The sequence below is a fragment of the Sphingobium sp. 15-1 genome, from assembly GCF_013375535.1.
GTDB classification, from domain to species: domain Bacteria; phylum Pseudomonadota; class Alphaproteobacteria; order Sphingomonadales; family Sphingomonadaceae; genus Sphingobium; species Sphingobium aromaticivastans.
Genome location: NZ_JABXJG010000001.1, coordinates 2,125,852 through 2,149,016, shown reverse-complemented (window position 1 = coordinate 2,149,016; position 23,165 = coordinate 2,125,852). Strand labels below are relative to the sequence as shown.

The following is a 23,165-nucleotide window of genomic DNA, read 5'->3' as shown; positions in this document are numbered from 1 at the left end:
CGCGCGGGAAGTCCCCCGCTTGGGACGGCTGGGGACTGAAATGACCGACGTTCAAGCCTATGCCTTCGGGCGGGGGGAATCGCAGGCGCCGCTGATGCTGTCATGGCTGGACCGGCTGGGCGAAAAGCTCGGCCGGCGTTTGCGCGCCGTGATGGAGCCGATTGCCGGGGTTCGCCCGCATGTCGCCGCGCAGGATGCGCGGGCGATCGAATTCGGCGCCTGGGCCCTGGACGTCCCCGCCTCCTCCAGCATCGGCGTCTATCGCCTGGCGCCGCTGAAGGGGCAGGTGCTGCTGCGGCTGGACGCGGCGATGATCTCGACCCTGGTCGACTGTTTCTATGGCGGCATCGGCAACCGCGCCTTGCCGCCGCGCGGCGAATTCACGCCGACCGAAGACCGGCTGATCGCCCGCATTTCCGATGCGTTCATCGCCCGGCTGGTCGAATGCTGGAGCGACATGCTGGCGATCGACGCGGGCCTGATCGTCCGGGAAACCGGCATCGGCTTTGCCGCCGCCGCGCAGCCCGGCGAACAGATGGTGCTGCAACGCTTCCTGCTCAGCATCAGCCGGGACGCCGAATGGCCGATCGACTTGCTGTTCCCGCTGGGCGCGCTGCGCGCCGTCGAGCCGCTGATGGGCGCTCGCGTCCCGGTCGACGACGAGCGCGCCGATCCGGTCTGGCAGGCCCGCATCGCCGCCCGCATGCGCGACATCCGCCTGCCCGCCCGCACCGTGCTGGCGCGCCCCCATCTCTCGCTGGCCGAGCTGATGCAGCTCAAGGCCGGGGACATCATTCCCGTGACCATCAACCGCAGCCTGCCGCTGATCGTGGGCGACCGCATCGTCGCCCATGGCTCGATCGGTGAACAGGATGGCCGCGCCGCCTTCCAGATCGAAAAGCTTTCCGGCAATCAACCTTCCTGGGGACAAGAACAATGAGCGACATGAGCGACGCGCCGCGCCTCGACAATATGGGCGAGGACAGCATTTCCCGCATGGTGAACAACCGCCAGTTCCGCTTGCTGGCGGACATTCCCGTGCGCATGTCGGTGGAGGTCGGGTCGACATCCCTGCGTCTGGCCGAGGTCATGGACCTGGCCGAAGGCAGCGTGGTGGAGCTGGACCGCCAGGCCGACGACCTGCTGGACATCATGGTCAACGGCGCGCTGATCGCCAAGGGCGAGGTGGTGACGGTGAACGGCCGTTACGGCATCCGCATCGTGGAGATCGCGGCGACCGAAACCCGTCTGGCCGGCGTCGAACGGCGCGGCTGACGCGATTTACCGCTTGCCTTGCGCGCCATTATCGGCAGACCGCTTGACGGATTAACCATAGTCGCGAAAGCCTGTCCATGATCTGGTACTTCGTCAAGCTGCTGATATTGTTGCCGCTGGTGGGCGGAATGGCCTTTGGCGCGCTGTGGCTGTGGCGCAAATATCAACCCGGCATGATGGTCGGGCAGAACGACCGGTCCCTGAAACTGCTCGAAGCGCTGCCGATGGGGACTTTCGGCAAGCTCGCCGTGGTGGAGTTCGAGGGGAAGAAGATCCTCCTCTCCGTGACGCGCGGACGGATAGAGAAGATCGCGGAAGGCGATAGCTATCGTGCCGGGCGCTGACGTTTTTACTACCGTCATTCCCGCGCAGGCGGGAATCCATCTCCCCACTTCGCATCCAGAGGCTACTGTTGGGAGATGGATCCCCGCCTGCGCGGGGATGACGAGATTGGTGTTGACTGGGCTGCTGCTGGCAGCCTTGTTTCTCACCATCCCCGCCTTCGCCCAGGCCGCTCCCGCCGCTCCCGTCAACAATGGCGGCGCCTTGACCCGCGCCATGGGCCAGATCAGCGGCGACGGGCGCTCGCTGTCGCTGTCGCTGCAAATCCTGATCCTCATGAGCTTGCTGACGGTGCTGCCGTCGCTGATCCTCATGATGACCAGCTTCACCCGCATCATCATCGTCCTGTCGCTGCTGCGCCAGGCGCTGGGATTGCAGCAGACGCCGCCCAATCAGGTGCTGGTCGGCCTGTCGCTGTTCCTTTCGCTGTTCGTGATGCGGCCCGCCATCGACCAGATCAACGCCCAGGCCTTCGACCCCTATGGCAAGGGGCAGATACCCATCGAGGAAGCGGTCGGCCGCTCCGCCAAGGTGTTGCACGGCTTCATGACCAAGCAGACCCGCGAAACCGACCTCAAGCTGTTCCAGAATCTGGCCGAGGCGCCCGCTTTCCGCACGCCCGCCGACATTCCCTTCTCGATCCTGCTGCCCGCCTTCGTGACGTCGGAACTGAAGACCGCGTTCCAGATCGGCTTCATGATCTTCCTGCCCTTCCTCATCATCGACCTTGTGGTCGCCTCTACATTGATGGCGCTGGGCATGATGATGCTGTCTCCCACCATCATCTCCATGCCGTTCAAGCTGCTGCTGTTCGTGCTGGTCGACGGCTGGGCGTTGACGATGGGATCGCTGGCCGGATCGTTCGCGACATGATGGGTTTGCATTCCTCACCCCCCGTTCGCCCTGAGCTTGTCGAAGGGCTGTCCTTTTCTTCGAAGGAAAAATACGGGGCTTCGACAGGCTCAGCCCGAACGGATTGGGGTATCAGCCCGAACGGATCGAGGGCGATCTAGGCCATGGAAAACGCCGATTTCTTCATGGGGCTGGCGCAGCAGGCGCTGTGGATCACGGCGCTGGCGGCAGCGCCGATCCTGATTCCGGCGCTGGTAGCGGGCGTGCTGATCGGCATGATCCAGGCGGCGACCTCCATCAACGAACAGACGCTGGCCTTCATTCCCAAGATTATCGTCGTCGGCGCGATGCTGGTGCTGTTCGGCGGCTCCATCATGGTGCTGATCGCTGATTTCACGCGTGAGATTTTCGAGCGCATTCCGGACCTGCTCCAATGATCGCGCCGGGCTTCGCCAATGTGGAAGTCCAGCTCTGGATCTGGCTGATCGCCATGATCCGTCCCGGCGCGGCCTTTATCGCTGCCCCGGTCTTCGGCGCGCCTGCCGTGCCGCTGCAATTGCGCCTGATCCTCTCGCTGGCGCTGGGCATGGCGGCGCTCAACAGCGTGCATATCGTGCTGCCCGCCGACGGCGTCGCCAGCTTTCAGGGCGTGATGCTCGTGGCGGGCGAGGTGCTGGCCGGGCTCGCCATCGGCTTTGCGGTGCAGATCGGCTATGCCGCCGCGCTCGTCGCGGGCGAAGCCATCGGCAACACTATGGGTCTCAATTTCGCCGCCATGGTCGATCCGTCCTCGGGACAGGCGACGCAGGCGGTGGGGCAGTTCCTCTCGATCCTCTCGACCTTCCTGTTGCTCGCCATGGACGGGCATCTGATGCTCGTCAGCTTTGTGGTGCAAAGCTATCAGGCGCTGCCGCCCAATGGCGCGATGCTCAGCAACGACGCCATCTGGCATCTGATCGAGTTCGGCGGAGCGCTGTTGGGCGCGGGCGTGACCATCGCCTTGCCGGTCGGTTTCGCGCTGGTGCTGGTGCAGATCGTCATGGGCATGCTGGCGCGCACCGCGCCCGCGCTCAACCTCTTCTCCGTCGGCATGCCGGTGGCGCTGATGGCGGGCCTGATCCTGCTGGCCGTCACCGCGCCGATCATGGGGGAGGGGATCACCGCCGCGCTCAAGGCGGGGCTGGACCAGGCCCAATATATTGCGGAAGGGCGCTGACCCATGGCGGAGAGCAATGGCGGCGGCGAAAAGACCGAAAAGCCGACAGCCAAGAAGCTGAAGGACGCCGCGAAGAATGGCGACATCCTCCAGTCCCGCGACCTCGCCACCGCCTTGGTGGTGATGGCGGGCATTGGCTGGATCGCCGTGACCGGCCCCTCCGTCGTCAAATCCCTGTCCGACATGCTGATCGAGGCGCTGCGCTTCCGGCGGGAGGACATCGTCAATTTCGCGCCAGCCGACCGGGGGTTCGCGTTGCTGTCCGGCATCGCCCTGCCGGTGGCGGGGATCATGCTGGCGACGCTGCTCGCCGCCATCGCCGGGCCGGCGCTGCTCGGCTCGCTGGGCTTCCGGCCGGGGGCCTTTGCACCCAAGGCGTCGAAGCTCAACCCGGCCGCTGGCCTCAAGCGCATGTTCGGGCTTCAGGGCCTGATCGAACTGGTGAAATCCATCGCCAAGGTTTCGCTGCTTGGCGCGATCGGCGTCTGGATGATCTGGGACCGGCTGACGGAGATTGTCGGCCTCGGCAAGTCGGGCCTCGCCCCCGCCATGGCGGACCTGGGCAATATGTTCATCATGACCTGCCTGGTGATGGCGGGCGGCCTGTTCCTGATCGCTGGCATCGACGTGCCCGCGCAGCTCATGCAGCGTTCGAAACGCCTGTCGATGAGCAAGCAGGAGATCAAGGACGAGCATAAGGAAAGCGAAGGCTCGCCCGAACTCAAGGGTCATATCCGCCGCAAGCAATATGAGGTGCTGAGCGGTTCGACCCGCAAGGCGGTGGCCGAGGCGAGCGTCATCATCACCAACCCGACCCATTTCGCCGTCGCGCTGCGCTACAAGCCGGGGCAGGACGCCGCGCCGATCGTGGTGGCGCGGGGATGCGACGCCATCGCTGCGGCGATCCGCGAGCTGGCCGACCAGAATGGCGTGACGGTGCTGCAATATCCGGAACTGGCCCGCGCCATCTACTTCACCTCGCGGGCCGGGCAGATCGTGAATGAAGGCCTCTACATGGCCGTCGCCACTGTCCTGGCCTTCGTCTTCCGGGTCGAAAACCGCATGGCGGGCGAGATGGACCGCCCCTTCATCACCGTGCCGGACGATCTGCGCTTCGACGCCGAAGGCAAGAAAATGCCGTGATTTCAGTCCATTGAGAATGTGTCTCAAGAAAAAGACGATGCTTAACTAAAGCTTAGGATTGATTATCCGTATAATGTTGACGGGGACGCATTATGATGGTGCGTCATGAACGACTATTTTTCGCGGAGCGAGGTATCGCCGGTTGAAAGGAGCGCGACGCGTGCGCCCTCCGCCGTGTCCGCCGTTCAGCCGGTTTCCTCCTCCGCGACGGTTCGTCAGGGCGGGGGATCGTCGGCGCAAACCAGCCAGGACGATCAGGCGCCAGCGGAAGGCCGCATCGCCAGCAGCGCCGAATATGCCAGGGTGCATGCGCGCATAGCCGACATATTGGCGGAACTGAGCAGCCAGGGCACGACCGCCACGGTCGACGGCGCGGCGGAGGAAATCCAGTCCATGCTGCCTTCACCGCAGGTGCTCGTGCCGCTGCCCCCTGCTTCCAGGGAAGCCGTGGAAAGCTCCATCCGCATCGCCAGGCGCCTTGCCGAGCAGGCCGCCATCGCCCATGTCGCCCAGGCCAATATCCGGCACGGAGCGGTTGATCAGATCGTGACCATCGGCGCCTGAGAACACCCGTCGAACGAAGCGCCAATGTGCTTCTGCGGAGGCAGGAGCCAGTTTCGCCGTTCGAGTGTTCGCGCAGGACTATGGTCTGAGGCCCTTTTTGCATCTCCACGAAAATCATTCCTAAAGGTCTTGGGCCTAGGGCCGTTCTGGCATTTGAAAGGACGGCCCATGACTTCGGTGAGCAGCAGCATCTTGACGGCGCTTGGCGCGGGATCGGGCATCGACACCGCCTCGCTCGTCTCCAGCCTGGTCAGCGCCTCCAGGGAGCCGAAGCAGACGGCCATCACCAATCGCCAGACGCTGAACAGCGCGCGCATTTCCGCGCTGGCTTCCGCCTCCAGCTCGCTCGATACCTTTGCCGATGCGCTGAACAGCCTGCTCGCGGGCACCGGTTATTCGGGCACGCCAGCTTCCAACGACGCCAGCATCGCCTCCGTCAGCGCCCTCCCCGGCGGCACGCCGACCGGCCTTCCGGCGCAGATCGAGGTGCAGCAGCTTGCATCGGCCCGGACCGCGGTTTCGGCGGTCAACGCCAATCAGGACGCGGCGCAAGGGGCTGCGGCCACCGTCGGCATCGGGGAATTGTCGCTGAAGGTCGGCACCGGCAATCCCGTTTCCATCACGATCACTGCGGCCAACAACAGCTATACCGGCCTTGCCGCCGCGATCAACAGCTCGGGGACGGGCGTGACCGCGACCGTCGTCACCGACTCGCAGGGCACGCGGCTGATGCTGAAGGGGCCGACCGGCGCGGCGAATGATTTCTCGCTGACCACGGTTTCCTCCTCCACCGATGCGACGACGGGTGCGGACCTCTCCCAATTCGCCTTCTCCGCGACCACGCCGCCCGCCGGCAGCAGGATGAGCTCCGCCGCCCAGCCCAAGGATTCGATCATCCTGCTCGACGGGGTGGAGCAGCATTATGCCGGCAACACGATCGACAGCGCGATCCCCTTTCTGCGCATCGATCTGAACAAGGCGGCGCCGGGCACCAGCGTCACGCTCGCCACGACCGAGCCGACCACGTCGATGCGCGACCTGATGGTCGAGTTCGTCGACGCCTACAACACGCTGATGAAGGCGCTGAACACGGCGACCTCGACCGGCACGGACCAGTCCAATGCGGGCGTGCTGAACGGCGAATCCTCGATCCGCGACATGAAGCGGCAATTGTCGGCAATGGTCTCGACGCAGCTTACCGCGACGGGCGCCTACAAGACGCTGAACGATCTGGGCGTCAGCACCAACCGCGACGGCACGATCGCGCTGGACACGGCGGCGCTGGACAAGGCGATCGCGGCCGATCCGAAGGCGATCACGCAGATGCTGAACCCCTCGGTCAAGACCGCGACCAATATCGGCCTGGCCGGGCTGATGGACAGCGTGCGCGACAATATCCAGAAGACCGACGGCCCGCTCGCCGCGTCGCAGAGCAAATATAAGGCGCTGGCCGACGATCTGGCCAAGCAGCTTGAGAAGCTCGACACCCAGATGACGGATTATCAGGAGCAGCTCACCAAGGTCTATTCGGCCATGGAAACCCGGCTGTCCGCCCTCAAGGCGACGCAAAGCTATCTGACGCAGCAGGTGGCGCTGTGGACCAAAAGCAACGATTGATACAAAAGGGTCAGGAAGATCATGTTCTATAATCATGGCGGTTTCGGCGGCGCGGCGGCGCGGCGTTATGCGGCGGTTCACACCGGCAGCCGGATCGAGGGCGCGACGCCCCATGCGCTGGTCAAGCTGCTGTTCGACGAACTGCTGCTGGCGCTGGACGCGACGGCGCTGGCCGAGCGCAATGGCGACCGGCTGAAGGTGTCGGACAAGCAGGCGCGCGCCATGTCCATCCTGTTCGCGCTCGAATCGAGCCTGGACTTCGACAAGGGCGGCGACATCGCGACTGGCCTGGCGCAAATCTATCGCGAAGCCCGCCGCCTGCTGCTGGCCAGCGCCAAGGAGCATGATGCCGCACCGGTCGATCAGGCCCGCGTCATGGTCGGGGAGATTGCGGAAGCGTGGAACCAGATCGGCTAGTCACCAGAAGCTAAAATTCGCCGCATTGGTTTCGTCACCCCGGGCTTGACCCGGGGTCCCGCTCTCTCCTGCGTATCGGCGGAAGAAAAGCGGGATCCCGGGTCAAGCCGGGGATGACGGTAATGATGAGAACTGCGATACAAGCATATTGCTGACGCTGCCGCATGGGGTTGCGCCATCAAAGGCGCGCTTGTATAGGCAGCGCTCGCAAAGGGCGGCCCGGCGGGGGCCGCCTTTTTGCGTTTCGGAAGTGTTTGCATCAGCCCAGAAAGGGAAGGACCATGTCGATTACGCCGCTCATGCCCGTTTACCCCCGGTGCGATGTACGCCCGGTCCGAGGCGAGGGCTGCTATCTGATCGGGGAGCGCGGCGAGCGCTATCTGGATTTCGCCAGCGGCATCGCGGTGAACCTGCTGGGCCATGGCCATCCGAAGCTGGTCAAGGCGATCGCGGATCAGGCCGCGACGCTGATGCACACGTCGAACCTCTACGGCATGCCGCTGGGCGAGAAATTCGCGCAGCGTCTGGTCGACACGACCTTTGCCGACACGGTGTTCTTCACCAATTCGGGCGCGGAAGCGGTGGAATGCGCGATCAAGACGGCGCGCCGCTATCACTATGCCAACGGGCAGGCGCACCGGCACAAGATCATCAGCTTCGACAACGCCTTCCATGGGCGGACGCTGGGAACGATCTCCGCCACCAGCCAGCCCAAGATGCGCGACGGTTTCGAACCGCTGCTGCCCGGTTTCACCGTGGTGCCGTTCAACGATCTGGAGGCCGCGACGGCCGCCGTCGATGACAACACCGCCGGTTTCCTGGTGGAAACGGTGCAGGGCGAAGGCGGCGTGACCCCGGCGACCCAAGAATTTCTCGCAGGGCTTCGCAAGCTGTGCGACGAGCAGGGCCTGCTGCTGATCCTGGACGAAGTGCAGTGCGGTTATGCCCGCACCGGCACCTTCTTCGCTTATGAGCAATATGGCCTGACGCCCGACATCATGGCGGTGGCCAAGGGGATCGGCGCGGGCTTCCCGCTGGGCGCCTGCCTCGCGACCGAGGAAGCGGCCAAGGGCATGGTGTTCGGCACCCATGGGTCGACCTATGGCGGCAATCCGCTGGCCATGGCGGTCGGCATGACCGTGCTCGACGAAGTGCTGGGCGACGGCTTCCTCGACCATGTGAAGGGCATCGGCGCGCGCCTGCGCTCGGCGCTGGAGCAGCTCATCCCCAATCACGACATGTTCGAGGATGTGCGCGGGCTGGGTCTGATGCTGGGCGTGAAGCTGAAGAGTGATGTCGACGCCCGTGAGTTCGTGGCGCATCTGCGCGACAATCATGGCCTGCTGACCGTGTCGGCCGGGCAGAATGTCGTGCGTATCCTGCCGCCGCTGGTGATCGAGGAAAGCCATGTCGCGGAATGCGTCGGAAGGCTTTCGGCCGGTGCGCGGAGCTTCGCGGAGGCTGCTACGGCCTGAATTAATCTCCGTTCGCCCTGAGCTTGTCGAAGGGTCGTTCTTTCTTGAAGGGAAAGAACAGGGCTTCGACAGGCTCAGCCCGAACGGGTTGAGGGGGTTTCCTCATGACCAATCATTTCCTGAATCTGAGTGACGCGGGCGGCGATGCGATCGCCGCCATGATAGCCGACGCCATCGACCGGAAGGCGGCGCGCCTTGGGCAACCCAAGGGCCAAGCCGACGCGGATGCGCCGCTCGCCGGCCACACGCTGGCGATGATCTTCGAGAAGAATTCGACCCGTACCCGCGTCAGCTTCGACATAGCGATCCGCCAGTTGGGCGGCACATCGCTGATCCTGGACGGCGCGACCAGCCAGCTTGGCCGGGGCGAGACGATTGCCGACACCGCCCGCGTGCTGAGCCGCATGGCCGACGCCATCATGATCCGCACCGACGATCACGCCAAGATCGAGGAAATGGCGCATCAAGCGACGGTTCCGGTCATCAATGGCCTGACCGACCTGTCGCATCCCTGTCAGATCGTCGCGGACCTGCTGACCGTGGTGGAGCATGGCGTGGCGCTGCCCGGCAGCCAATGGGCCTGGCTGGGCGACGGCAACAATGTCCTTCATTCCATCGTCGAGGCGGCGGGCCTGATGAAGTTCGGCGTGCGCATCGCCGTGCCGGAGGGCTATGATCCCGACCCGTCATTCGAAGCCGAAGCGCAGGCGCGCGGCGCGACGATCACCCGCACCCGCGATCCGCAGGCGGCGGTTGCGGGCGCGGACATCGTCGTCACCGACACCTGGATTTCCATGGGCCAGGCCCATGCCGAGGAGAAGTTGGCGGCGATGATGCCCTATCAGGTGACGCCGGAACTGATGGCGCTGGCCAAGCCGACGGCGAAATTCCTCCACTGCCTGCCCGCCCATCGCGGCGAGGAAGTGGTGGAAGCGGTGATCGACGGGCCGCAATCGGTGATCTGGGACGAGGCCGAAAACCGCATCCATGCCCAGAAGTCGGTGCTGCTCTGGGCGCTGGGGCGGCTTGGGTGAGTTTGGGTGAGTGGTGGGTTTTGGCCAGTAGCGGACATTAGGCGCGCCGTGTTCCTGCGAAGGCAGGGACCCAGTTCAGACGATGCAATGATATACGGAGGGCAGGACTGGGCTCCTGCCTTCGCAGGAGCACGTTTTGCACAAGGCGAACATCAACGTCCGCATTCCACCCAATCCGGCCGGAATGCCGGTCGATTTGCAAGCGACCGCTTCGCCCCCTATCTAAGCGCCTTTGCATGACCGGCCCGCCCCCAGCGCGCCGTACGGAGCCTGATTTGACCTCTACCGCCACCCTCGACCAAGCCTTGGGCTTCACCATTCCCTCCCGCCATGCGCGGGGGCGGATCGTGCGGCTGGGGCCGGTCCTCGACGATGTTCTCGCCGCCCACGCCTACCCCCCGCAGATCGAGCGGCTGCTTGCCTCCGCGCTGGTGCTGGCGGCGCTGCTCGGCACGACGCTCAAGGATGCGGGCGGGCAGCTCACCATGCAGGCGCAGACCGAAAATGGCGTCGTCAGCCTGCTGGTGGCCGATTATAAGGGCGGCGAAGTGCGCGGCTATGCCAAGTTCGATGCCGACCGGCTGGCCGAACTTGGCCCCGACCCGACGCTGTTCGGCCTGTTCGGCAAGGGCTATCTCGCCATCACCTTCGACCAGGCCGTCTCCGGCGAGCGCTACCAGGGCATCGTGCCGCTGGACGGCGAATCGCTGGCGGACGCGGCGGAGCATTATTTCTTCCAGTCCGAACAAATTCCCAGCATCATCCAGATCGCGACCCGCCACGATGCGGGCGAAGGCTGCCTGGCGGCGGGTCTGCTGCTCCAGCATCTGCCGGAGGGCGAGGTCGGGCGCGAACGCCTGCATGTCCGCCACGACCATCCCGAATGGGAGCATGTCCAGGCGCTGGCCCATACGCTGAAGGACGCGGAACTGACCGATCGCGAGTTGCCGCTGACCGACATCGTCTGGCGGCTGTTCCATGAAGAGGATGAGGTGCGCGTCACCGATCCGACAGCGCTCAGCAAGGGGTGCCGCTGCGACCTCGACCATATCCGCAGCGTCATTGGTCGGTTTCCGGCGACCGAACGGGCGGAGATGGCCGACGATCAGGGGATCATCGGCGTGGATTGCGCCTTCTGTTCGCGCCTCTTTCCGGTGGCGCTGGCCAGCTTCGGATAGGCCGGGCCGTTGGGCCGGGCGTCATTATGGCCGGTCGATTCGGTTCCGCTATCAAATTGCCGCAATTGGCGGGCAAGGCTGATCGGGATCAGGGGATGATCGACGGGGGATCGGAATGACGGCAGGCTTGCGCGCCCTGGCGGCGGCGATGGCGATGATGATGGCGGCGTCCGCCGTGCTGGCGGCCGCCCCTCCCGCGCGCCTGCCCAAAGGGCTGGAAGCGGGCGAGTGGGAATTGCGCGAGCGGGGCGCGGACGGCGCGGTTCGCAAACTTTGCGTATCCAACCTCAGTCAGCTTCTGCAAAGCCGCCATGCCGGCCATAGCTGCAAGAGCTTCACCGTCAGCGATGCCGCCAACCGTCTGGTCGTCGCCTATGAATGCGGCGCCGCGGGCAATGGCCGGTCCGACCTGCGCATCGAAACCGCACGGCTGGTGCAACTCCGCTCGCAGGGCATAGCCGACGGCGCGCCCTTCGACTTCGCGCTGGAGGGCCGGTGGCTCGGCGCCTGCCGTTAAGCCCGACTCGCTTGCGCTGACGCGTCGGGAGGGGTAGCGCGGCGCTTATGGTTGCCAATAGCGGAAAATTCGCCGTCGTCCTGCTGTCCGGCGGGCTCGACTCCATGGTCGCGGGCGGGCTGGCGCGTGAGGCCGGCCATCGCGTGCTTGCCCTGTCGATCGATTATAATCAGCGCCATCGCCTGGAATTGCGGGCGGCGGGGCGGGTGGCTGCGGCGCTCAACGCGATCTCGCATATCGTGCTGCCGCTCGACCTGACGGCGTTCGGCGGATCGGCGCTGACCGCCGACATCGCCGTGCCCAAGGGTGGGGTCGGTCCCGGCATTCCCGTGACCTATGTGCCCGCGCGCAACACCATCTTCCTGTCGCTGACCCTGGGCCTGGCGGAAGTGGCGGGCGCGAACGACGTGTTTATCGGCGTCAACGCGCTGGATTATTCGGGCTATCCCGACTGCCGCCCGGAGTTCATCGACGCGTTTCAGAAAATGGCGGCGCTGGCGACCAAGGCGGGCGTTGAAGGCCATCCGATCCGCATCAACGCGCCGCTCCAGCATATGAGCAAGGCCGACATCGTGCGGGAGGCGCACCGGCTGGGGCTGGACGCGGGGCTGAGCTGGTCCTGCTACGACCCGACGCCCGACGGCAAGCATTGCGGCCTGTGCGATAGCTGTCGCTTGCGGTCGAAGGGCTTCGTGGAAGCCGGGCTGCCCGATCCCACCGTCTATGCGGTGAAGCCCTGACGCCATGAGCTATGCTGTCAAGGAAATGTTCCTCACCCTTCAGGGGGAAGGCGTGCATGCCGGCCGCCGGGCGGTGTTCCTGCGTTTTGCCGGCTGCAATCTCTGGACCGGGCGGGAGCAGGACCGGGCGAGCGCGGTCTGCCAGTTCTGCGACACGGATTTCGTCGGCACGGACGGCGATGGCGGCGGCAAGTTCGCGGATGCCGACAGCCTGGCCGACGCGGCGCTGGCCTTTTGGGGCGAGGGGCGGGAAGGGCGTTATATCGTGCTCACCGGCGGGGAGCCGATGTTGCAGATCGACGATGCATTGGTGGATGCGTTGCATGCGCGGGGCTTCGCCATTGCGATCGAGAGCAACGGCACCCTGCCCGCGCATACGGGGCTGGATTGGGTCTGCATCAGCCCCAAGGCGGGCAGCGAGGTCGTCCAGCGCAGCGGCAATGAACTGAAGCTGGTCTGGCCGCAGCCGGGGCAGGGGCACAGCCTGGCCGATGTCGAGGATATGGAGGGCTGGGCCTTCGACCATCTGCTGGTGCAGCCGCTGGACGATCCCAATGCGGCGCGCAATGCGCAGGCGGCGGTCGATCTGGTGATGGACAGGCCGCGCTGGCGGCTTAGCCTTCAGTCGCACAAATATCTGGGCTTGCGGTAGAGGGCGCTGACTGGATTGGGTGGTTTCCTGCCGTTTCCATAATCGTCACCCTGAACTTGTTTAGCTGCGCTGGCCTGCGGCTCAGGGTCCATTCCTCCGGATTGAGCCTTGGTTCGTGGGGAGAAATGGATGCTGAAACAAGTTCAGCATGACGAATGAGGGATAGGCCAGCTTACGTCCCCTATTGGCCAATCCCAGCCATCAATCCCTCAGGGCTGAACCCCGATCTTCTGGTTCCACGCAATCTGGCAGGCGGGCAGCATCTTGCCCTTCTTCCAGCATTTGGGATCGAAGGAGGGCAGCGCCAGCGAATAGCTCCGCCCCGGATCGCCATAATATTGCTCGCCCGCCAGGATCAGCGACTTCTTGATCGAGCCGAGCCCACCCCGCGCCACGTCGTTGAGCGTGCCGCGCTGGGCGAAGATCGCCTGCCGTCCGACCAGCGCCGCCGCCTGGCAGAAGCCGCGCTGCGCCTGCACCGTCGAATAGCCCGAATAGATGCGCGTCCCATATTGATCCGCCGCCATCTGGCCGGGCTTGCCCTTGCCGACGGTCCGCTGGAAATAGCCGAGCAGCGTGGCCTGCGCCGCGTCCAGTTCGGCGTCATGATGGGCGATCATCGCATTATAGTTGCTGATCGACAGCAGGGTCGGTTCGAACTGGCATTGCAGCGCCGCGACGTTCAATGCCGCGCGCAGATTCCACACCAGCCCCGCCTTGATCTCCGCCGGGGTCGCGCCGGGCAGGCCAAGCGCGGTCGCCGCCTCCGCATCGGTCAGGGGCGGGGTGGAGAAATCGGGCGGCGACCAGAAGAATTGCGCCGCGGCCGGTTGCGTCAGCAGCGGCGCCGCCAGAACGGCCAATCCCAGAGCGGCCCGGCGCCCAAGGGAGCTGCGTACCGTGGAACGGAATGTCATCGAAATCCCTCTTCGGAAGAAATGCTGCGGACTATGCCCTGCCCGTCTGTATCATGGCTGAACGCGGACGCCAGCCTATTGATCCGACAGCACTTCCGTATCGGCGGCGGGCTTTTCCTCGCTCTCATTCTTCGGCGCCGCGGCCGGGGCGGCCGCATTGTCGCTGCGGTTTGCGGGCAGGGCCATAGCCGTGCCCTCGCTCTGCACGCCGTCCAGGTCGGTCATGGCGTCGGTGGCGGTGCCGTCGGCCACTTCCAGATTGTTCATCGGAACAGCGGTGCTGCTTTCCTTCTTGCTGCCGCATCCGGCCAGGGCGATGCAGCCCGCCGCCATCAGTCCAACCGAAATCAGCCTTGTCGTCATCGTCTTCGCGTCAGGACGCATCCGGGTCTCCTTAAGCCTGTCAAGCATGCCCGGTAGCCCCCCACCTGGCGAAAGCGGCGACCCTAGCGGCGTGTCTCGCATTGCTCAAGCCCCGGGGGGCAGCGGCGCAGCCGGCCGATAAAGGCGGGAAAATGCCGGGCCAGCGCCTCGTCCAGTTCCGCCATCGACGCTTTCGCGCCCAGGGCGGCGATGCTGGTCACGGGATATTCGGCAAGGCCGCACGGCACGATGCCTCCGAAATGGGACAGATCGGGATCGACATTGATCGAAAAACCATGAAGCGTGACCCAGCGCCGCACCCTTATGCCAAGCGCGCCGATCTTCGCCTCCCGTCCCTCCCGGTCGTCGGTCCAGATGCCGATGCGCCCCTCCGCGCGCCGCGCCGCTATGCCCAGGTCGCCCAGCGCGTCGATCATCCAGCCCTCCAGATGATGGACGAAATTGCGCACATCCTTGCCGCGCTTGCCAAGGTCGATGTTGAGATAGCCGATCCGCTGTCCAGGCCCATGATAGGTATAGCGTCCGCCGCGCCCGGCATCGTGCACCGGAAAGCGCGGGTCGAGCAGTTCGGCCGGATCGGCGCTGGTGCCCGCCGTATAGAGAGCCGGATGTTCGAGCAGCCAGACCCGTTCGCGGGCCTGCCCCTCGTAGATCGCGGCCGCCCGCGCTTCCATTTCCGCCAGCGCGGCGGGATAGTCGACGGGCGCGCTTTCCACGCGCCACTCAATCGCTTGGGCTAAGGGTTCGGGCAGGGACGACATGGCGCTTCCTTGACTTGGCATGAGCGAGCGATCAAGTCTCCTCCGCGTTTTTCCGAAAGCATCGCGCGCAAAGCGGGCAGCGATGCCACCATAGACAACAGGGTTAAAGATATGGCGACAATGTCCATCGGCAAGGCTTGGGAGGAGGCGGTCGCCTTCGTCTCCCGCGAAAAGAGCCTGCTCTTCCCTGTCGCCTTGCTGTTCGTGGCGCTGCCGGGCCTGATCATTCAGGAAATGACGCCGCCCGAACTCGCCAAATGGACCCTGTCGGAAACCACCATGCCGCAGGTGCCGGGCAGCTTCTGGCTGGCGATGATGCTGGCGGTGATCATCATTTGGTTCGGATCGCTGACCCTGTTCGCGCTGGCGCTGCGCCCCGGCATCAGCGTGGGCGAAGCGCTGCGGCTGAGCTTCGCGCGCCTGCCGGTGCTGCTGGGCGTGGCGCTGGTGGTGGCGGGTTTCCTGGCCGGGGCGGTGATCGCCGCGACGCTGGTCGTGACCGTGCTGACGCTGGTGGCCAAGCCGCTGGCGGCGACCCTGGCGCTGCTGCTCGGCGCGGGGGTGGTCGCCGTCACCGTCTTCGCCAGCGTGCGGCTGCTGCTGCTCAATCCCGTGGTGATCGACGGGACGGAGGGGGTGATGGCGTCGCTGCGCCATGGCTGGGCCCTGACGCGCGGCCATTTCTGGCGGCTGTTCGGCTTCGTCCTGGTGCTGACTTTGCTGTCGGCCATTATCGGGGGCGCCGCGCAGTCCGTGTTCGGCGTGGTCGGCACGCTGATCGGCGGGCAGACCAGCGGGCGGCTGATCGGCGGGGTGGCGGCCGCCGCCGTCTCGACCGTGGTGCAAGTCTATATGCTGGTGATGCTGGCGCGCCTCTATCGTCAGGCGGAGGGCGTTTGATCCAGCATCGGCACATGCGGTGCGGCATCGGGCGGCAATAGACCCGCCAGTCGCGGATCAGCGAAAATCTCCACCTCCCGCTTATAAGGCACGAACCCCGCCTTCCGGTAGAAACCCAGCGCCGCCGGACTGTCGAGCGTGCAGCTATGCACCCAGAAGCGCGTGACCTGCTTGCGCCAGGCCAGCGTCTTTGCCTGCGCCATCAGCCATTGGCCCAGCCCCTTGCCGGTGAGATCGGGGATCAGCCCGAAAAAGGCCAGCTCGCAATCGGGCGGGGAACGGAAATCCAGCTCAAGCAGCCCGACCTCCACCCCGCGCAGGTCGGTCACGGCATAGACCTCCACAGCGGGATCGTGGATGATCGCCGTCAGCGCGGCATCATCCATCGCCAGCCGGGAAAACCACAGCCATGGCTCCCCGACGCGGCGAAACAGCGTCCTATAGGCGTCGGGCGTCGGCACCTTCCACGGCACCAGCCGCAACGGGGCGGGCGGAATGGGCGCGGGTCGGGGCCGCTCCCGCATCTCCAGATGCGTGACGATGGTCGCGATCTGGTCGTCGGGGACGGGCGTCAGGCTCACTATCAGCTCCAGCTCGCCATCGGCGGCAGGCTCATCAGGATCGCGTCGACATTGCCCCCGGTCTTGAGCCCGAACAGCGTGCCGCGATCATGCACCAGATTGAATTCGGCATAGCGGCCGCGCCATTCTAGCATCCGGGCATAGTCCTCCTGCGACCAGCTTTCCCCCATGCGCTGCCGGACGATCGGCGGGAAGGCCTTGAGGAACGCCTCGCCCACATCCCGCGTGAAGGCGAAATTCGCGTCGAAATCGCCCTCCAGATGATCGTAGAAAATCCCGCCGACGCCGCGATGCACGCCACGATGGGGGATGAAGAAATAATCGTCCGCCCAGGCCTTGAAGCGCGGATAATAGTCCGCGTCATGGGCGTCGCAGGCGGCTTTCAGCACATCATGGAAATGGACCGTATCCTCGTCGCGGGGCAGCGGCGGATTGAGGTCCGCGCCGCCGCCGAACCAGCTTTTGGACGTCCTTAGATAGCGCGTGTTCATATGCACGGCGGGCACATGGGGGTTGGCCATATGCGCGACCAGGCTGATGCCGGTGGCGAAGAAACGGGGGTCTTCGCTCGCGCCATGGATGGTCTTCGCGAATTCGGGCGAGAAGGCGCCGCCTACGGTCGAGACGTTGACGCCGACCTTCTCGAATATCTTGCCCTTCATGACGCCGCGCACGCCGCCGCCGCCTTCTCCCGGCGCCAGGCCCGCCGCCTCCCGGTCCCAGGCGATATAGTCGAAGCGGGCGTCGGAGCCTGCCTCCCGCTCGATCGCCTCGAACTCGGCGCAGATGCGGTCGCGGAGCGATTCGAACCAGGTGCGGGCGGCTTGCTGTTGGGGGTCGAGCGTCAAGGTCATTGCGGGAAACTTCCAGTCTGGCGAAGGGCCTCGGCAATCGCGATGCCCGTGGAAACGGCGATGTTCAAGGAGCGAAAGCCCGGCGCCATCGGAATGCGCACGCGCACATCGGCCAGATCGCGGACGGCATCCGGCACGCCGGCGCTTTCCGATCCCATCAGCAAAATATCGTCGGCGCGGAATTCGACATCGGGCAAGCGCTGCGAGGCATGGCTGCTCATCAGCATCAGCCGCCGTCCCTCGGTCCGGCGGACGGCGTCGAACGCCTCGAAATTGGCGTGGCGGGTCACGTCGGCCGACGCGCCATAGTCCATCGCCGCGCGCTTCAGCTTCGCGTCGGAAAAGGCGAATCCCATCGGCATGATGATGTCCACGGGCACGGAAAAGCAGGCCGCAAGGCGCAGAATCGCGCCGACATTGCCGGCGATTTCGGGTTGATAAAGGGCGATACGCATGCCCCGCGCCATAGAACAGCGCGGTTAATTCTCCTAGCCTGTCTAAAAGGCTTGGCAAATGGCGCATCCTACGGTTATCAGGCCTGCAAACCGCGCCAGGGGGAAAGGCGCGCCCATCTGCATGGGCGTCGAGGCTCCCCCGATAACATAGCCATAAGGGGCAATGCGGCGGGGCCAGGACGTTCTTGCAAGGGTTGAGGTGCATGGCGATCGTTGAACATATGGAGAGTGAGGCGGCATCCGTCTCCGGTGGGGGCGGCGATGGTGTTCGTCGGCGTGATTTCATCAATATCGCCGCGGTGAGTTTCGCCGGCGTCGGTGCCGTTGCGGTCGTGGTGCCGCTGGTCGACCAGATGAATCCCAGCGCCGACGTGCTGGCGCTCGCCTCGACCGAGGTGGACATCTCGTCGATCCAGCCGGGTCAGGCGATCAAGACCACTTTCCGGTCGCAGCCGCTGTTCGTCCGGCATCTGACCGACAAGGAAATAGCCGAGGCCGACAAGGTCGATCCCTCCACCCTGCGCGATCCGCAGACGCTGGAGGAACGCACCGTCGACGGCAAGAAGCAGTGGTTGATCACCATGGGCGTCTGCACCCATCTGGGCTGCGTCCCGTTGGGCGCGGGCGAGGGTGAGAATCGTGGCGAATTCGGCGGTTATTTCTGCCCCTGCCACGGTTCGTCCTACGACACGGCCGCCCGCATCCGCAAAGGCCCCGCGCCGAAGAACCTGGAAGTGCCGAAGTACAGCTTCACTTCCGACACCGCCATTCTCGTGGGTTGAGGGGGACCGTCATGAGCTTTCCATGGGCTGAACATTATACTCCCAAGCATCCCGCGATGCAGTGGATCGACGAGAAGCTGCCTTTGCCGCGCCTCGTCTACAATGCCATCGGCGCCGGCTATCCTGTGCCGCGCAACCTCAATTATTTCTGGAACTTCGGCGTACTCGCCGGCCTTGCGCTGGTGATCCAGATCGTCACCGGCGTGATCATGGCGATGCACTATGGTGCCAATGCCGCGGTTGCGTTCAGCACCGTCGAACACACGATGCGCGACGTGAATGCGGGCTGGCTGATGCGCTATGCGCATGCCAATGGCGCCAGCTTCTTCTTCATCGTCGTCTATCTGCACATCTTCCGCGGCCTCTATTTCGGCTCCTATAAGGCGCCTCGCGAAATGGTGTGGCTGCTGGGCCTCGTGATCTTCCTCCTCATGATGGCGACCGCCTTCATGGGCTATGTGTTGCCCTGGGGTCAGATGTCCTATTGGGGGGCGAAGGTGATCACCGGCCTGTTCGGCGCGATTCCCGTGGTGGGCGAGCCGATCCAGACCTGGCTGCTCGGCGGTTTCGCGCCCGGCAACGCCTCGCTCAACCGCTTCTTCTCGCTGCACTTCCTGCTGCCCTTCGTGATCGCGGCGGTGGTGATCCTGCACATCTGGGCGCTGCACATTCCGGGCTCGTCCAACCCGACCGGCGTGGAAGTGAAGGGGCCGCAGGACACTGTGCCCTTCCACCCCTATTACACCGCGAAGGACGGTTTCGGGGCCGGCGTGTTCCTGATCATCTTCGCGATCCTGCTGTTCTATGCGCCGAACTATCTGGGGCACCCGGACAACTATATCGAGGCGAACCCGCTCTCGACGCCCGCGCATATCGTGCCGGAATGGTATTTCTGGCCCTTCTACGCGATCCTGCGCGCCTTCACCGTGGACTTCTTCTTCGTTCCGGCGAAGCTGCTGGGCGTGCTGGCGATGTTCGCGTCGATCCTGCTGCTCTTCTTCCTGCCCTGGCTGGATACCTCGCCGGTGCGTTCGGGCAGCTATCGCCCGACCTTCAAGAAGTTCTTCTGGATCCTGATCCTCGACGTATTCGTCCTGGGTTATTGCGGCGGCGCGCCGGCGGCGGAACCCTATGTGATGATCTCCCAGGTCGCGGCGGCTTATTATTTCGCCCACTTCCTGATCATCCTGCCGCTGATCTCGCGCTTCGAAAAGCCGCTGCCGCTGCCGAACTCGATCACCGAGGCGGTGCTGGCGAAATATGGCAAGACTGACGGCGAACTCGCCGCGGTTCCGGCCGAATAAGGGGGTAGACAGAAGATGGTTCGCATTGGCGCATTTCTCGTCGGCCTCTTTTTCGCGGGCTGGCTGCTGGTTTCCTTCCTGGTGGGTGCGGTGGCCTATGTCACCGAGCCGCCGGCGGTCACGGTGGAGCATGAATTCCACCGCGATCCCAAGCATGTCGCTTTCTCGTTCGATGGCCCCTTCGGCAAGTTCGACCAGGCGCAGCTCCAGCGCGGTTTCCAGGTGTTCAAGGAAGTCTGCTCAGCCTGCCACAGCCTGAAGTTCGTCGCTTTCCGCGACCTCAAGGGCATTGGTTATAACGAGGCGGAGATCAAGGCGATCGCCAAGCAGTGGGCGATCAAGACCCCCGACGTCGACCCCAAGACGGGTGAGATGTCGACCCGCGATCCGATCCCGGCGGATTATTTCCCCAAGCCCTTCGCGAACAATGTCGCGGCGGCGGCGGCGAACAACAATGCGATCCCGCCGGATCTCTCGCTGATGACCAAGGCCCGCCACCATGGCAGCGCCTATGTCTATTCGCTGCTGACGGGCTTCCAGGCGCAGCCGGCCGAGTTGCTGAAGGAATTCCCCGACGCCAAGACGCCGGAGGGGCTGCACTACAACCCCTATTTCGCCAACCTGAACTTGGCCATGGCGCCGCCGCTGACGGCCGACGGTCAAGTGACCTATGGCGACGGCACCAAGGCGTCGGTCGACCAGATGGCGCAGGACGTCGCGGCCTTCCTGACGTGGACGGCGGAGCCCAAGCTGGAAAACCGCCGGCGCGCGGGTCTGGCGACGATCTTCTTCCTGCTGATCGCGACGGGCTTGGCTTATATGGCCTATCAGAATATCTGGGCGGACAAGAAAAAGGCCGCCTGATCGCGAGCTGAAACAAAACATCGGAGGGGGCGCGGGAAACCGGGCCCCCTTTTCTTATGAGGGCTTCAAATGAGCGCTGACAGTCTGGCGGCCCTGGTCCGCACCATCCCCGACTTCCCCAAGCCCGGCATCCAGTTCCGGGACATCACGACTCTGTTGGCGGACGGCGCGGGATTGACCGAACTGGTGGAGCGCATGGCGGCGGTCGCCCGACCGCTCGATCCAGGATTCATCGTGGGGATCGAGGCGCGGGGCTTCATCCTGGGCGCGGCGCTGGCCCATGCGCTGGGCGTGGGGTTCGTGCCCGTGCGCAAGAAGGGCAAGCTCCCCGGCAAGACGGTGGGCATCGATTATGTGCTGGAATATGGCACCGACCGGCTGGAACTGCATGAAGGGCAGATTCCGGACGGGGCGCGGGTGGTGCTGGTGGACGATCTGATCGCGACCGGCGGGACCGCGCTCGCGGCGGCGCAGCTCATCCGCGAACAGGGCGCGACCGTGCTGATGGCGCTCTTCGCCATCGACCTGCCCGATCTGGGCGGCATGGCTGCGCTGGAAGCCGATGGCGTGGCGTCGGCGGCGATCATCGCCTTTGAAGGGCATTGATCGGGGTGGAATTGCACGAACTATCCGTGGAGGGTAATGGCTGGAGTGCCATTGGCTACCGTTAAGCGGTGCATGCTCCTGCGCAGGCAGGAGCCCAGTTCAGACGGTGCGATGATCCACTAGGGCGGGACTGGGCTCCTGCCTGCGCAGGAGCACGGTTCACCTAGCGCAAACTCGATGTCCTCCTTCCACCCTTCCCTTCACTCCGGCACCGCTTCGCCTCCAAGCGCCTCCGCCAGCATATCCACCGCCTGCGCCAGCCTTTCGTCCAGCAGGGCCAGCAATTGCGTCCATCCCAGCATATCGGCCAGTTCTCCCGGCCCGTCGGATATTCCCCGCAGGCCGATCACCGGCACGCCGAAGCGCTGGCAGGCGCGCACCACCGCGAAGGTTTCCATATCGACCATATCAGCGTCGATCGCGGCATAATCCTCGCCGCCCACGATATTCGCGCCAGTGGACAGCCGCGCGGCGCGCAGTTCCAGCGGCGTGCGCAGCGGCATTTCCGGCGGATGGTCCGCGAAGGGCGTCACGCCCTTTGGAAAACCAAGGCGGGAGGCGTCCATGTCGCGCCAGGACACGCTGGAAACCTGATAGACCTCGCCCAAGGTGCAGATGCGCGATCCCGCCGACCCCAGGGACACGACCAGATCGGGCAAGGCGGCATCCCGTTCCAGCCGCTGGAGCGCCAGCCCGCTATGGAGCGCCGCCTCCACCGGACCGACGCCGACCATCAGCGGATCGAAGCGGGCCTTGAGATGGGGGCCATATTCATCCTCCACCGCCATCACGAACAGAACCCGCTTGTTCGCGATCATTTCTCCATGCGGCATGATCATACCCTCTTTCTTGTCTCGATGTTCGATCAGGGCAGGCGGGCGAGCAGCGCGCTCATGCCGGTTTCGACGGCAAGGGCGGCGGTTCCCTCGATCAGCCAGCATTCGCCCTGGCGCCACGGCTCCCCTTCGATCGTGCCGGAGCCTGCCAGTGGAACGAACCACAGCATCTCGCCCTCCATCCGCTGGCTGCTTCCCGCCTTTCCCTGCACCATGTCCAGGATGAAGGGCGTATCGGGGCCCGTGATCAGCCTTTCTTCCGCCGTGCCGGGGACGATGCGGTCGGGCATTGCATAGGGTGCGGTGACGCTGACGGCTATCGCCTCCTCCAGATGCAGCTCGCGCGGGCGGCCATAGTCGTAGAGGCGGTAGGTCACGTCGTTATTCTGCTGCACTTCCACCAATGTCACGCCGCCGCCGATCGCATGCACCGTACCGGCGGGGATATAATAGAAGCTGCCCGCGCTCACCGGTTTCCAGTTCATCAGCGTTTCGATGCTGCCGTCGAGAGCGGCGGCGCGCCAATCCTCCGCCGTCAGGCTGCGCGTCGGGCCGATGCCCAGCCGCGCAGCCGGCTCCGCATCGAGAATATACCAGCATTCGGACTTGCCGCCCGCCAGCCCCTGCGCCCGTGCCTGCGCGTCATTGGGATGGACCTGAACCGACAGCTTCTCGCTGGTGAAGATATATTTGACCAGCAGCGGGAGCGGCCTGTCCGGGCCGGCTGCCTTTGGGAGCGAAAACCGGACTTCTCCCACACGCCTGCCGTCGCCCGGGGCGATGAAGGGGATGTCGGCGCGGCCCCAGGGCTTTTCGACCATATGGGCGAGGAGGCGGGTGGCGGTCATGCGATTCCTTATGAGCGGTCGTTCGTGGCAGGCAAGGATTCTTGTCGCGGA

Annotated in this window: 29 protein-coding genes; 21 read left to right on the top strand and 8 right to left on the bottom strand. The window is 64.9% G+C overall.

Annotation, left to right across the window (positions count from 1 at the left end; all coding sequences use genetic code 11):
• Nucleotides 1–40: 40 nt before the first annotated feature.
• The 16 genes from HUK72_RS10160 (at nt 41) to queE (ending at nt 13,022) form a co-directional block, all read left to right on the top strand.
• Entirely contained in the window at nt 41–940 is a 900-nt protein-coding gene (locus HUK72_RS10160) for a flagellar motor switch protein FliM (protein WP_176596682.1), read from the top strand.
• Nucleotides 937–1,275, top strand: coding sequence for a flagellar motor switch protein FliN (gene fliN / locus HUK72_RS10155; RefSeq protein WP_176596681.1), 339 nt, complete (start codon nt 937–939; stop codon nt 1,273–1,275). Before HUK72_RS10160 ends, fliN begins: the two co-directional genes overlap by 4 nt.
• A gap of 77 nt (nt 1,276–1,352) precedes the next feature.
• Nucleotides 1,353–1,619, top strand: coding sequence for a flagellar biosynthetic protein FliO (locus tag HUK72_RS10150; protein ID WP_176596680.1), 267 nt, complete (start codon nt 1,353–1,355; stop codon nt 1,617–1,619).
• A gap of 97 nt (nt 1,620–1,716) precedes the next feature.
• Nucleotides 1,717–2,490 (top strand): flagellar type III secretion system pore protein FliP, encoded by a 774-nt coding sequence (fliP, locus tag HUK72_RS10145; RefSeq protein ID WP_176596679.1) that lies wholly within the window; start codon nt 1,717–1,719, stop codon nt 2,488–2,490.
• A 143-nt stretch (nt 2,491–2,633) separates the two neighbouring features.
• On the top strand, nt 2,634–2,906 hold the full coding sequence (gene fliQ / locus HUK72_RS10140) for a flagellar biosynthesis protein FliQ (RefSeq protein ID WP_046761916.1): 273 nt from the start codon (nt 2,634–2,636) through the stop codon (nt 2,904–2,906).
• On the top strand, nt 2,903–3,685 hold the full coding sequence (fliR, locus tag HUK72_RS10135) for a flagellar biosynthetic protein FliR (RefSeq protein WP_176596678.1): 783 nt from the start codon (nt 2,903–2,905) through the stop codon (nt 3,683–3,685). The genes fliQ and fliR overlap by 4 nt, the downstream gene beginning before the upstream one ends.
• A gap of 3 nt (nt 3,686–3,688) precedes the next feature.
• Nucleotides 3,689–4,828 (top strand): flagellar type III secretion system protein FlhB, encoded by a 1,140-nt coding sequence (gene flhB / locus HUK72_RS10130; protein ID WP_176596677.1) that lies wholly within the window; start codon nt 3,689–3,691, stop codon nt 4,826–4,828.
• A 105-nt stretch (nt 4,829–4,933) separates the two neighbouring features.
• Complete coding sequence (locus HUK72_RS10125) at nt 4,934–5,392, top strand: hypothetical protein (RefSeq protein ID WP_176596676.1); 459 nt, start codon at nt 4,934–4,936, stop codon at nt 5,390–5,392.
• A 168-nt stretch (nt 5,393–5,560) separates the two neighbouring features.
• On the top strand, nt 5,561–7,009 hold the full coding sequence (gene fliD, locus HUK72_RS10120; protein WP_176596675.1) for a flagellar filament capping protein FliD: 1,449 nt from the start codon (nt 5,561–5,563) through the stop codon (nt 7,007–7,009).
• A 21-nt stretch (nt 7,010–7,030) separates the two neighbouring features.
• On the top strand, nt 7,031–7,426 hold the full coding sequence (gene fliS, locus HUK72_RS10115; RefSeq protein WP_037449181.1) for a flagellar export chaperone FliS: 396 nt from the start codon (nt 7,031–7,033) through the stop codon (nt 7,424–7,426).
• 281 nt (nt 7,427–7,707) lie between these two features.
• Nucleotides 7,708–8,901: an aspartate aminotransferase family protein gene (locus HUK72_RS10110; protein ID WP_176596674.1), complete on the top strand. Its 1,194-nt coding sequence runs from the start codon at nt 7,708–7,710 to the stop codon at nt 8,899–8,901.
• 104 nt (nt 8,902–9,005) lie between these two features.
• Complete coding sequence (argF, locus tag HUK72_RS10105) at nt 9,006–9,935, top strand: ornithine carbamoyltransferase (RefSeq protein ID WP_176596673.1); 930 nt, start codon at nt 9,006–9,008, stop codon at nt 9,933–9,935.
• Between the two features lie 236 nt (nt 9,936–10,171).
• Complete coding sequence (locus tag HUK72_RS10100; protein ID WP_176596672.1) at nt 10,172–11,113, top strand: Hsp33 family molecular chaperone HslO; 942 nt, start codon at nt 10,172–10,174, stop codon at nt 11,111–11,113.
• A gap of 115 nt (nt 11,114–11,228) precedes the next feature.
• Complete coding sequence (locus tag HUK72_RS10095) at nt 11,229–11,630, top strand: hypothetical protein (RefSeq protein WP_176596671.1); 402 nt, start codon at nt 11,229–11,231, stop codon at nt 11,628–11,630.
• Between the two features lie 47 nt (nt 11,631–11,677).
• Nucleotides 11,678–12,370 (top strand): 7-cyano-7-deazaguanine synthase QueC, encoded by a 693-nt coding sequence (gene queC / locus HUK72_RS10090; protein ID WP_176596670.1) that lies wholly within the window; start codon nt 11,678–11,680, stop codon nt 12,368–12,370.
• Between the two features lie 4 nt (nt 12,371–12,374).
• Complete coding sequence (queE, locus tag HUK72_RS10085; protein ID WP_176596669.1) at nt 12,375–13,022, top strand: 7-carboxy-7-deazaguanine synthase; 648 nt, start codon at nt 12,375–12,377, stop codon at nt 13,020–13,022.
• Nucleotides 13,023–13,231: 209 nt separating this feature from the next.
• Here queE and HUK72_RS10080 read toward each other — a convergent pair whose 3' ends face one another.
• The 3 genes from HUK72_RS10080 to lipB all read right to left on the bottom strand — a co-directional run bounded on the left by HUK72_RS10080 (nt 13,232) and on the right by lipB (nt 15,084).
• Complete coding sequence (locus HUK72_RS10080) at nt 13,232–13,939, bottom strand: hypothetical protein (protein WP_176596668.1); 708 nt, start codon at nt 13,937–13,939, stop codon at nt 13,232–13,234.
• A 75-nt stretch (nt 13,940–14,014) separates the two neighbouring features.
• Nucleotides 14,015–14,323: a hypothetical protein gene (locus tag HUK72_RS10075; RefSeq protein WP_176596667.1), complete on the bottom strand. Its 309-nt coding sequence runs from the start codon at nt 14,321–14,323 to the stop codon at nt 14,015–14,017.
• A 62-nt stretch (nt 14,324–14,385) separates the two neighbouring features.
• Nucleotides 14,386–15,084 carry a lipoyl(octanoyl) transferase LipB gene (gene lipB / locus HUK72_RS10070; protein WP_176596666.1) on the bottom strand — a complete coding sequence of 233 codons (699 nt, stop codon included), beginning with the start codon at nt 15,082–15,084 and terminating at the stop codon, nt 14,386–14,388.
• Between the two features lie 111 nt (nt 15,085–15,195).
• Here lipB and HUK72_RS10065 point away from each other — a divergent pair, with 111 nt between their 5' ends.
• Nucleotides 15,196–15,984, top strand: a complete 789-nt coding sequence (locus HUK72_RS10065) for a hypothetical protein (protein WP_176596665.1) — start codon at nt 15,196–15,198, stop codon at nt 15,982–15,984.
• Here the strand turns inward: HUK72_RS10065 and HUK72_RS10060 are convergent.
• The 3 genes from HUK72_RS10060 to HUK72_RS10050 are packed head-to-tail and all read right to left on the bottom strand — an operon-like array spanning nt 15,966 to nt 17,886.
• Complete coding sequence (locus HUK72_RS10060) at nt 15,966–16,565, bottom strand: GNAT family N-acetyltransferase (protein ID WP_176596664.1); 600 nt, start codon at nt 16,563–16,565, stop codon at nt 15,966–15,968. The two genes, HUK72_RS10065 and HUK72_RS10060, sit on opposite strands and share 19 nt — an antisense overlap.
• Before the next feature lie 2 nt (nt 16,566–16,567).
• On the bottom strand, nt 16,568–17,419 hold the full coding sequence (hemF, locus tag HUK72_RS10055; protein ID WP_176596663.1) for an oxygen-dependent coproporphyrinogen oxidase: 852 nt from the start codon (nt 17,417–17,419) through the stop codon (nt 16,568–16,570).
• Nucleotides 17,416–17,886 carry a tRNA (cytidine(34)-2'-O)-methyltransferase gene (locus HUK72_RS10050; protein WP_176596662.1) on the bottom strand — a complete coding sequence of 157 codons (471 nt, stop codon included), beginning with the start codon at nt 17,884–17,886 and terminating at the stop codon, nt 17,416–17,418. Before HUK72_RS10050 ends, hemF begins: the two co-directional genes overlap by 4 nt.
• Nucleotides 17,887–18,077: 191 nt before the next feature.
• On the opposite strand from HUK72_RS10050, the gene petA reads away from it, so the two are divergent.
• The 4 genes from petA (at nt 18,078) to HUK72_RS10030 (ending at nt 21,430) form a co-directional block, all read left to right on the top strand.
• Nucleotides 18,078–18,656 carry a ubiquinol-cytochrome c reductase iron-sulfur subunit gene (gene petA / locus HUK72_RS10045; protein WP_176596661.1) on the top strand — a complete coding sequence of 193 codons (579 nt, stop codon included), beginning with the start codon at nt 18,078–18,080 and terminating at the stop codon, nt 18,654–18,656.
• Between the two features lie 11 nt (nt 18,657–18,667).
• Nucleotides 18,668–19,960, top strand: a complete 1,293-nt coding sequence (locus HUK72_RS10040; RefSeq protein WP_176596660.1) for a cytochrome b/b6 — start codon at nt 18,668–18,670, stop codon at nt 19,958–19,960.
• Nucleotides 19,961–19,975: 15 nt separating this feature from the next.
• Entirely contained in the window at nt 19,976–20,824 is an 849-nt protein-coding gene (locus HUK72_RS10035; protein ID WP_176596659.1) for a cytochrome c1, read from the top strand.
• Nucleotides 20,825–20,893: 69 nt separating this feature from the next.
• Nucleotides 20,894–21,430 carry an adenine phosphoribosyltransferase gene (locus tag HUK72_RS10030; protein WP_176596658.1) on the top strand — a complete coding sequence of 179 codons (537 nt, stop codon included), beginning with the start codon at nt 20,894–20,896 and terminating at the stop codon, nt 21,428–21,430.
• 200 nt (nt 21,431–21,630) lie between these two features.
• On the opposite strand, the gene HUK72_RS10025 is transcribed toward HUK72_RS10030, so the two are convergent.
• Complete coding sequence (locus HUK72_RS10025; RefSeq protein ID WP_176597815.1) at nt 21,631–22,248, bottom strand: 5'-methylthioadenosine/S-adenosylhomocysteine nucleosidase; 618 nt, start codon at nt 22,246–22,248, stop codon at nt 21,631–21,633.
• A 47-nt stretch (nt 22,249–22,295) separates the two neighbouring features.
• Nucleotides 22,296–23,114: a class I mannose-6-phosphate isomerase gene (locus HUK72_RS10020; protein WP_176596657.1), complete on the bottom strand. Its 819-nt coding sequence runs from the start codon at nt 23,112–23,114 to the stop codon at nt 22,296–22,298.
• Nucleotides 23,115–23,165: the final 51 nt, after the last annotated feature.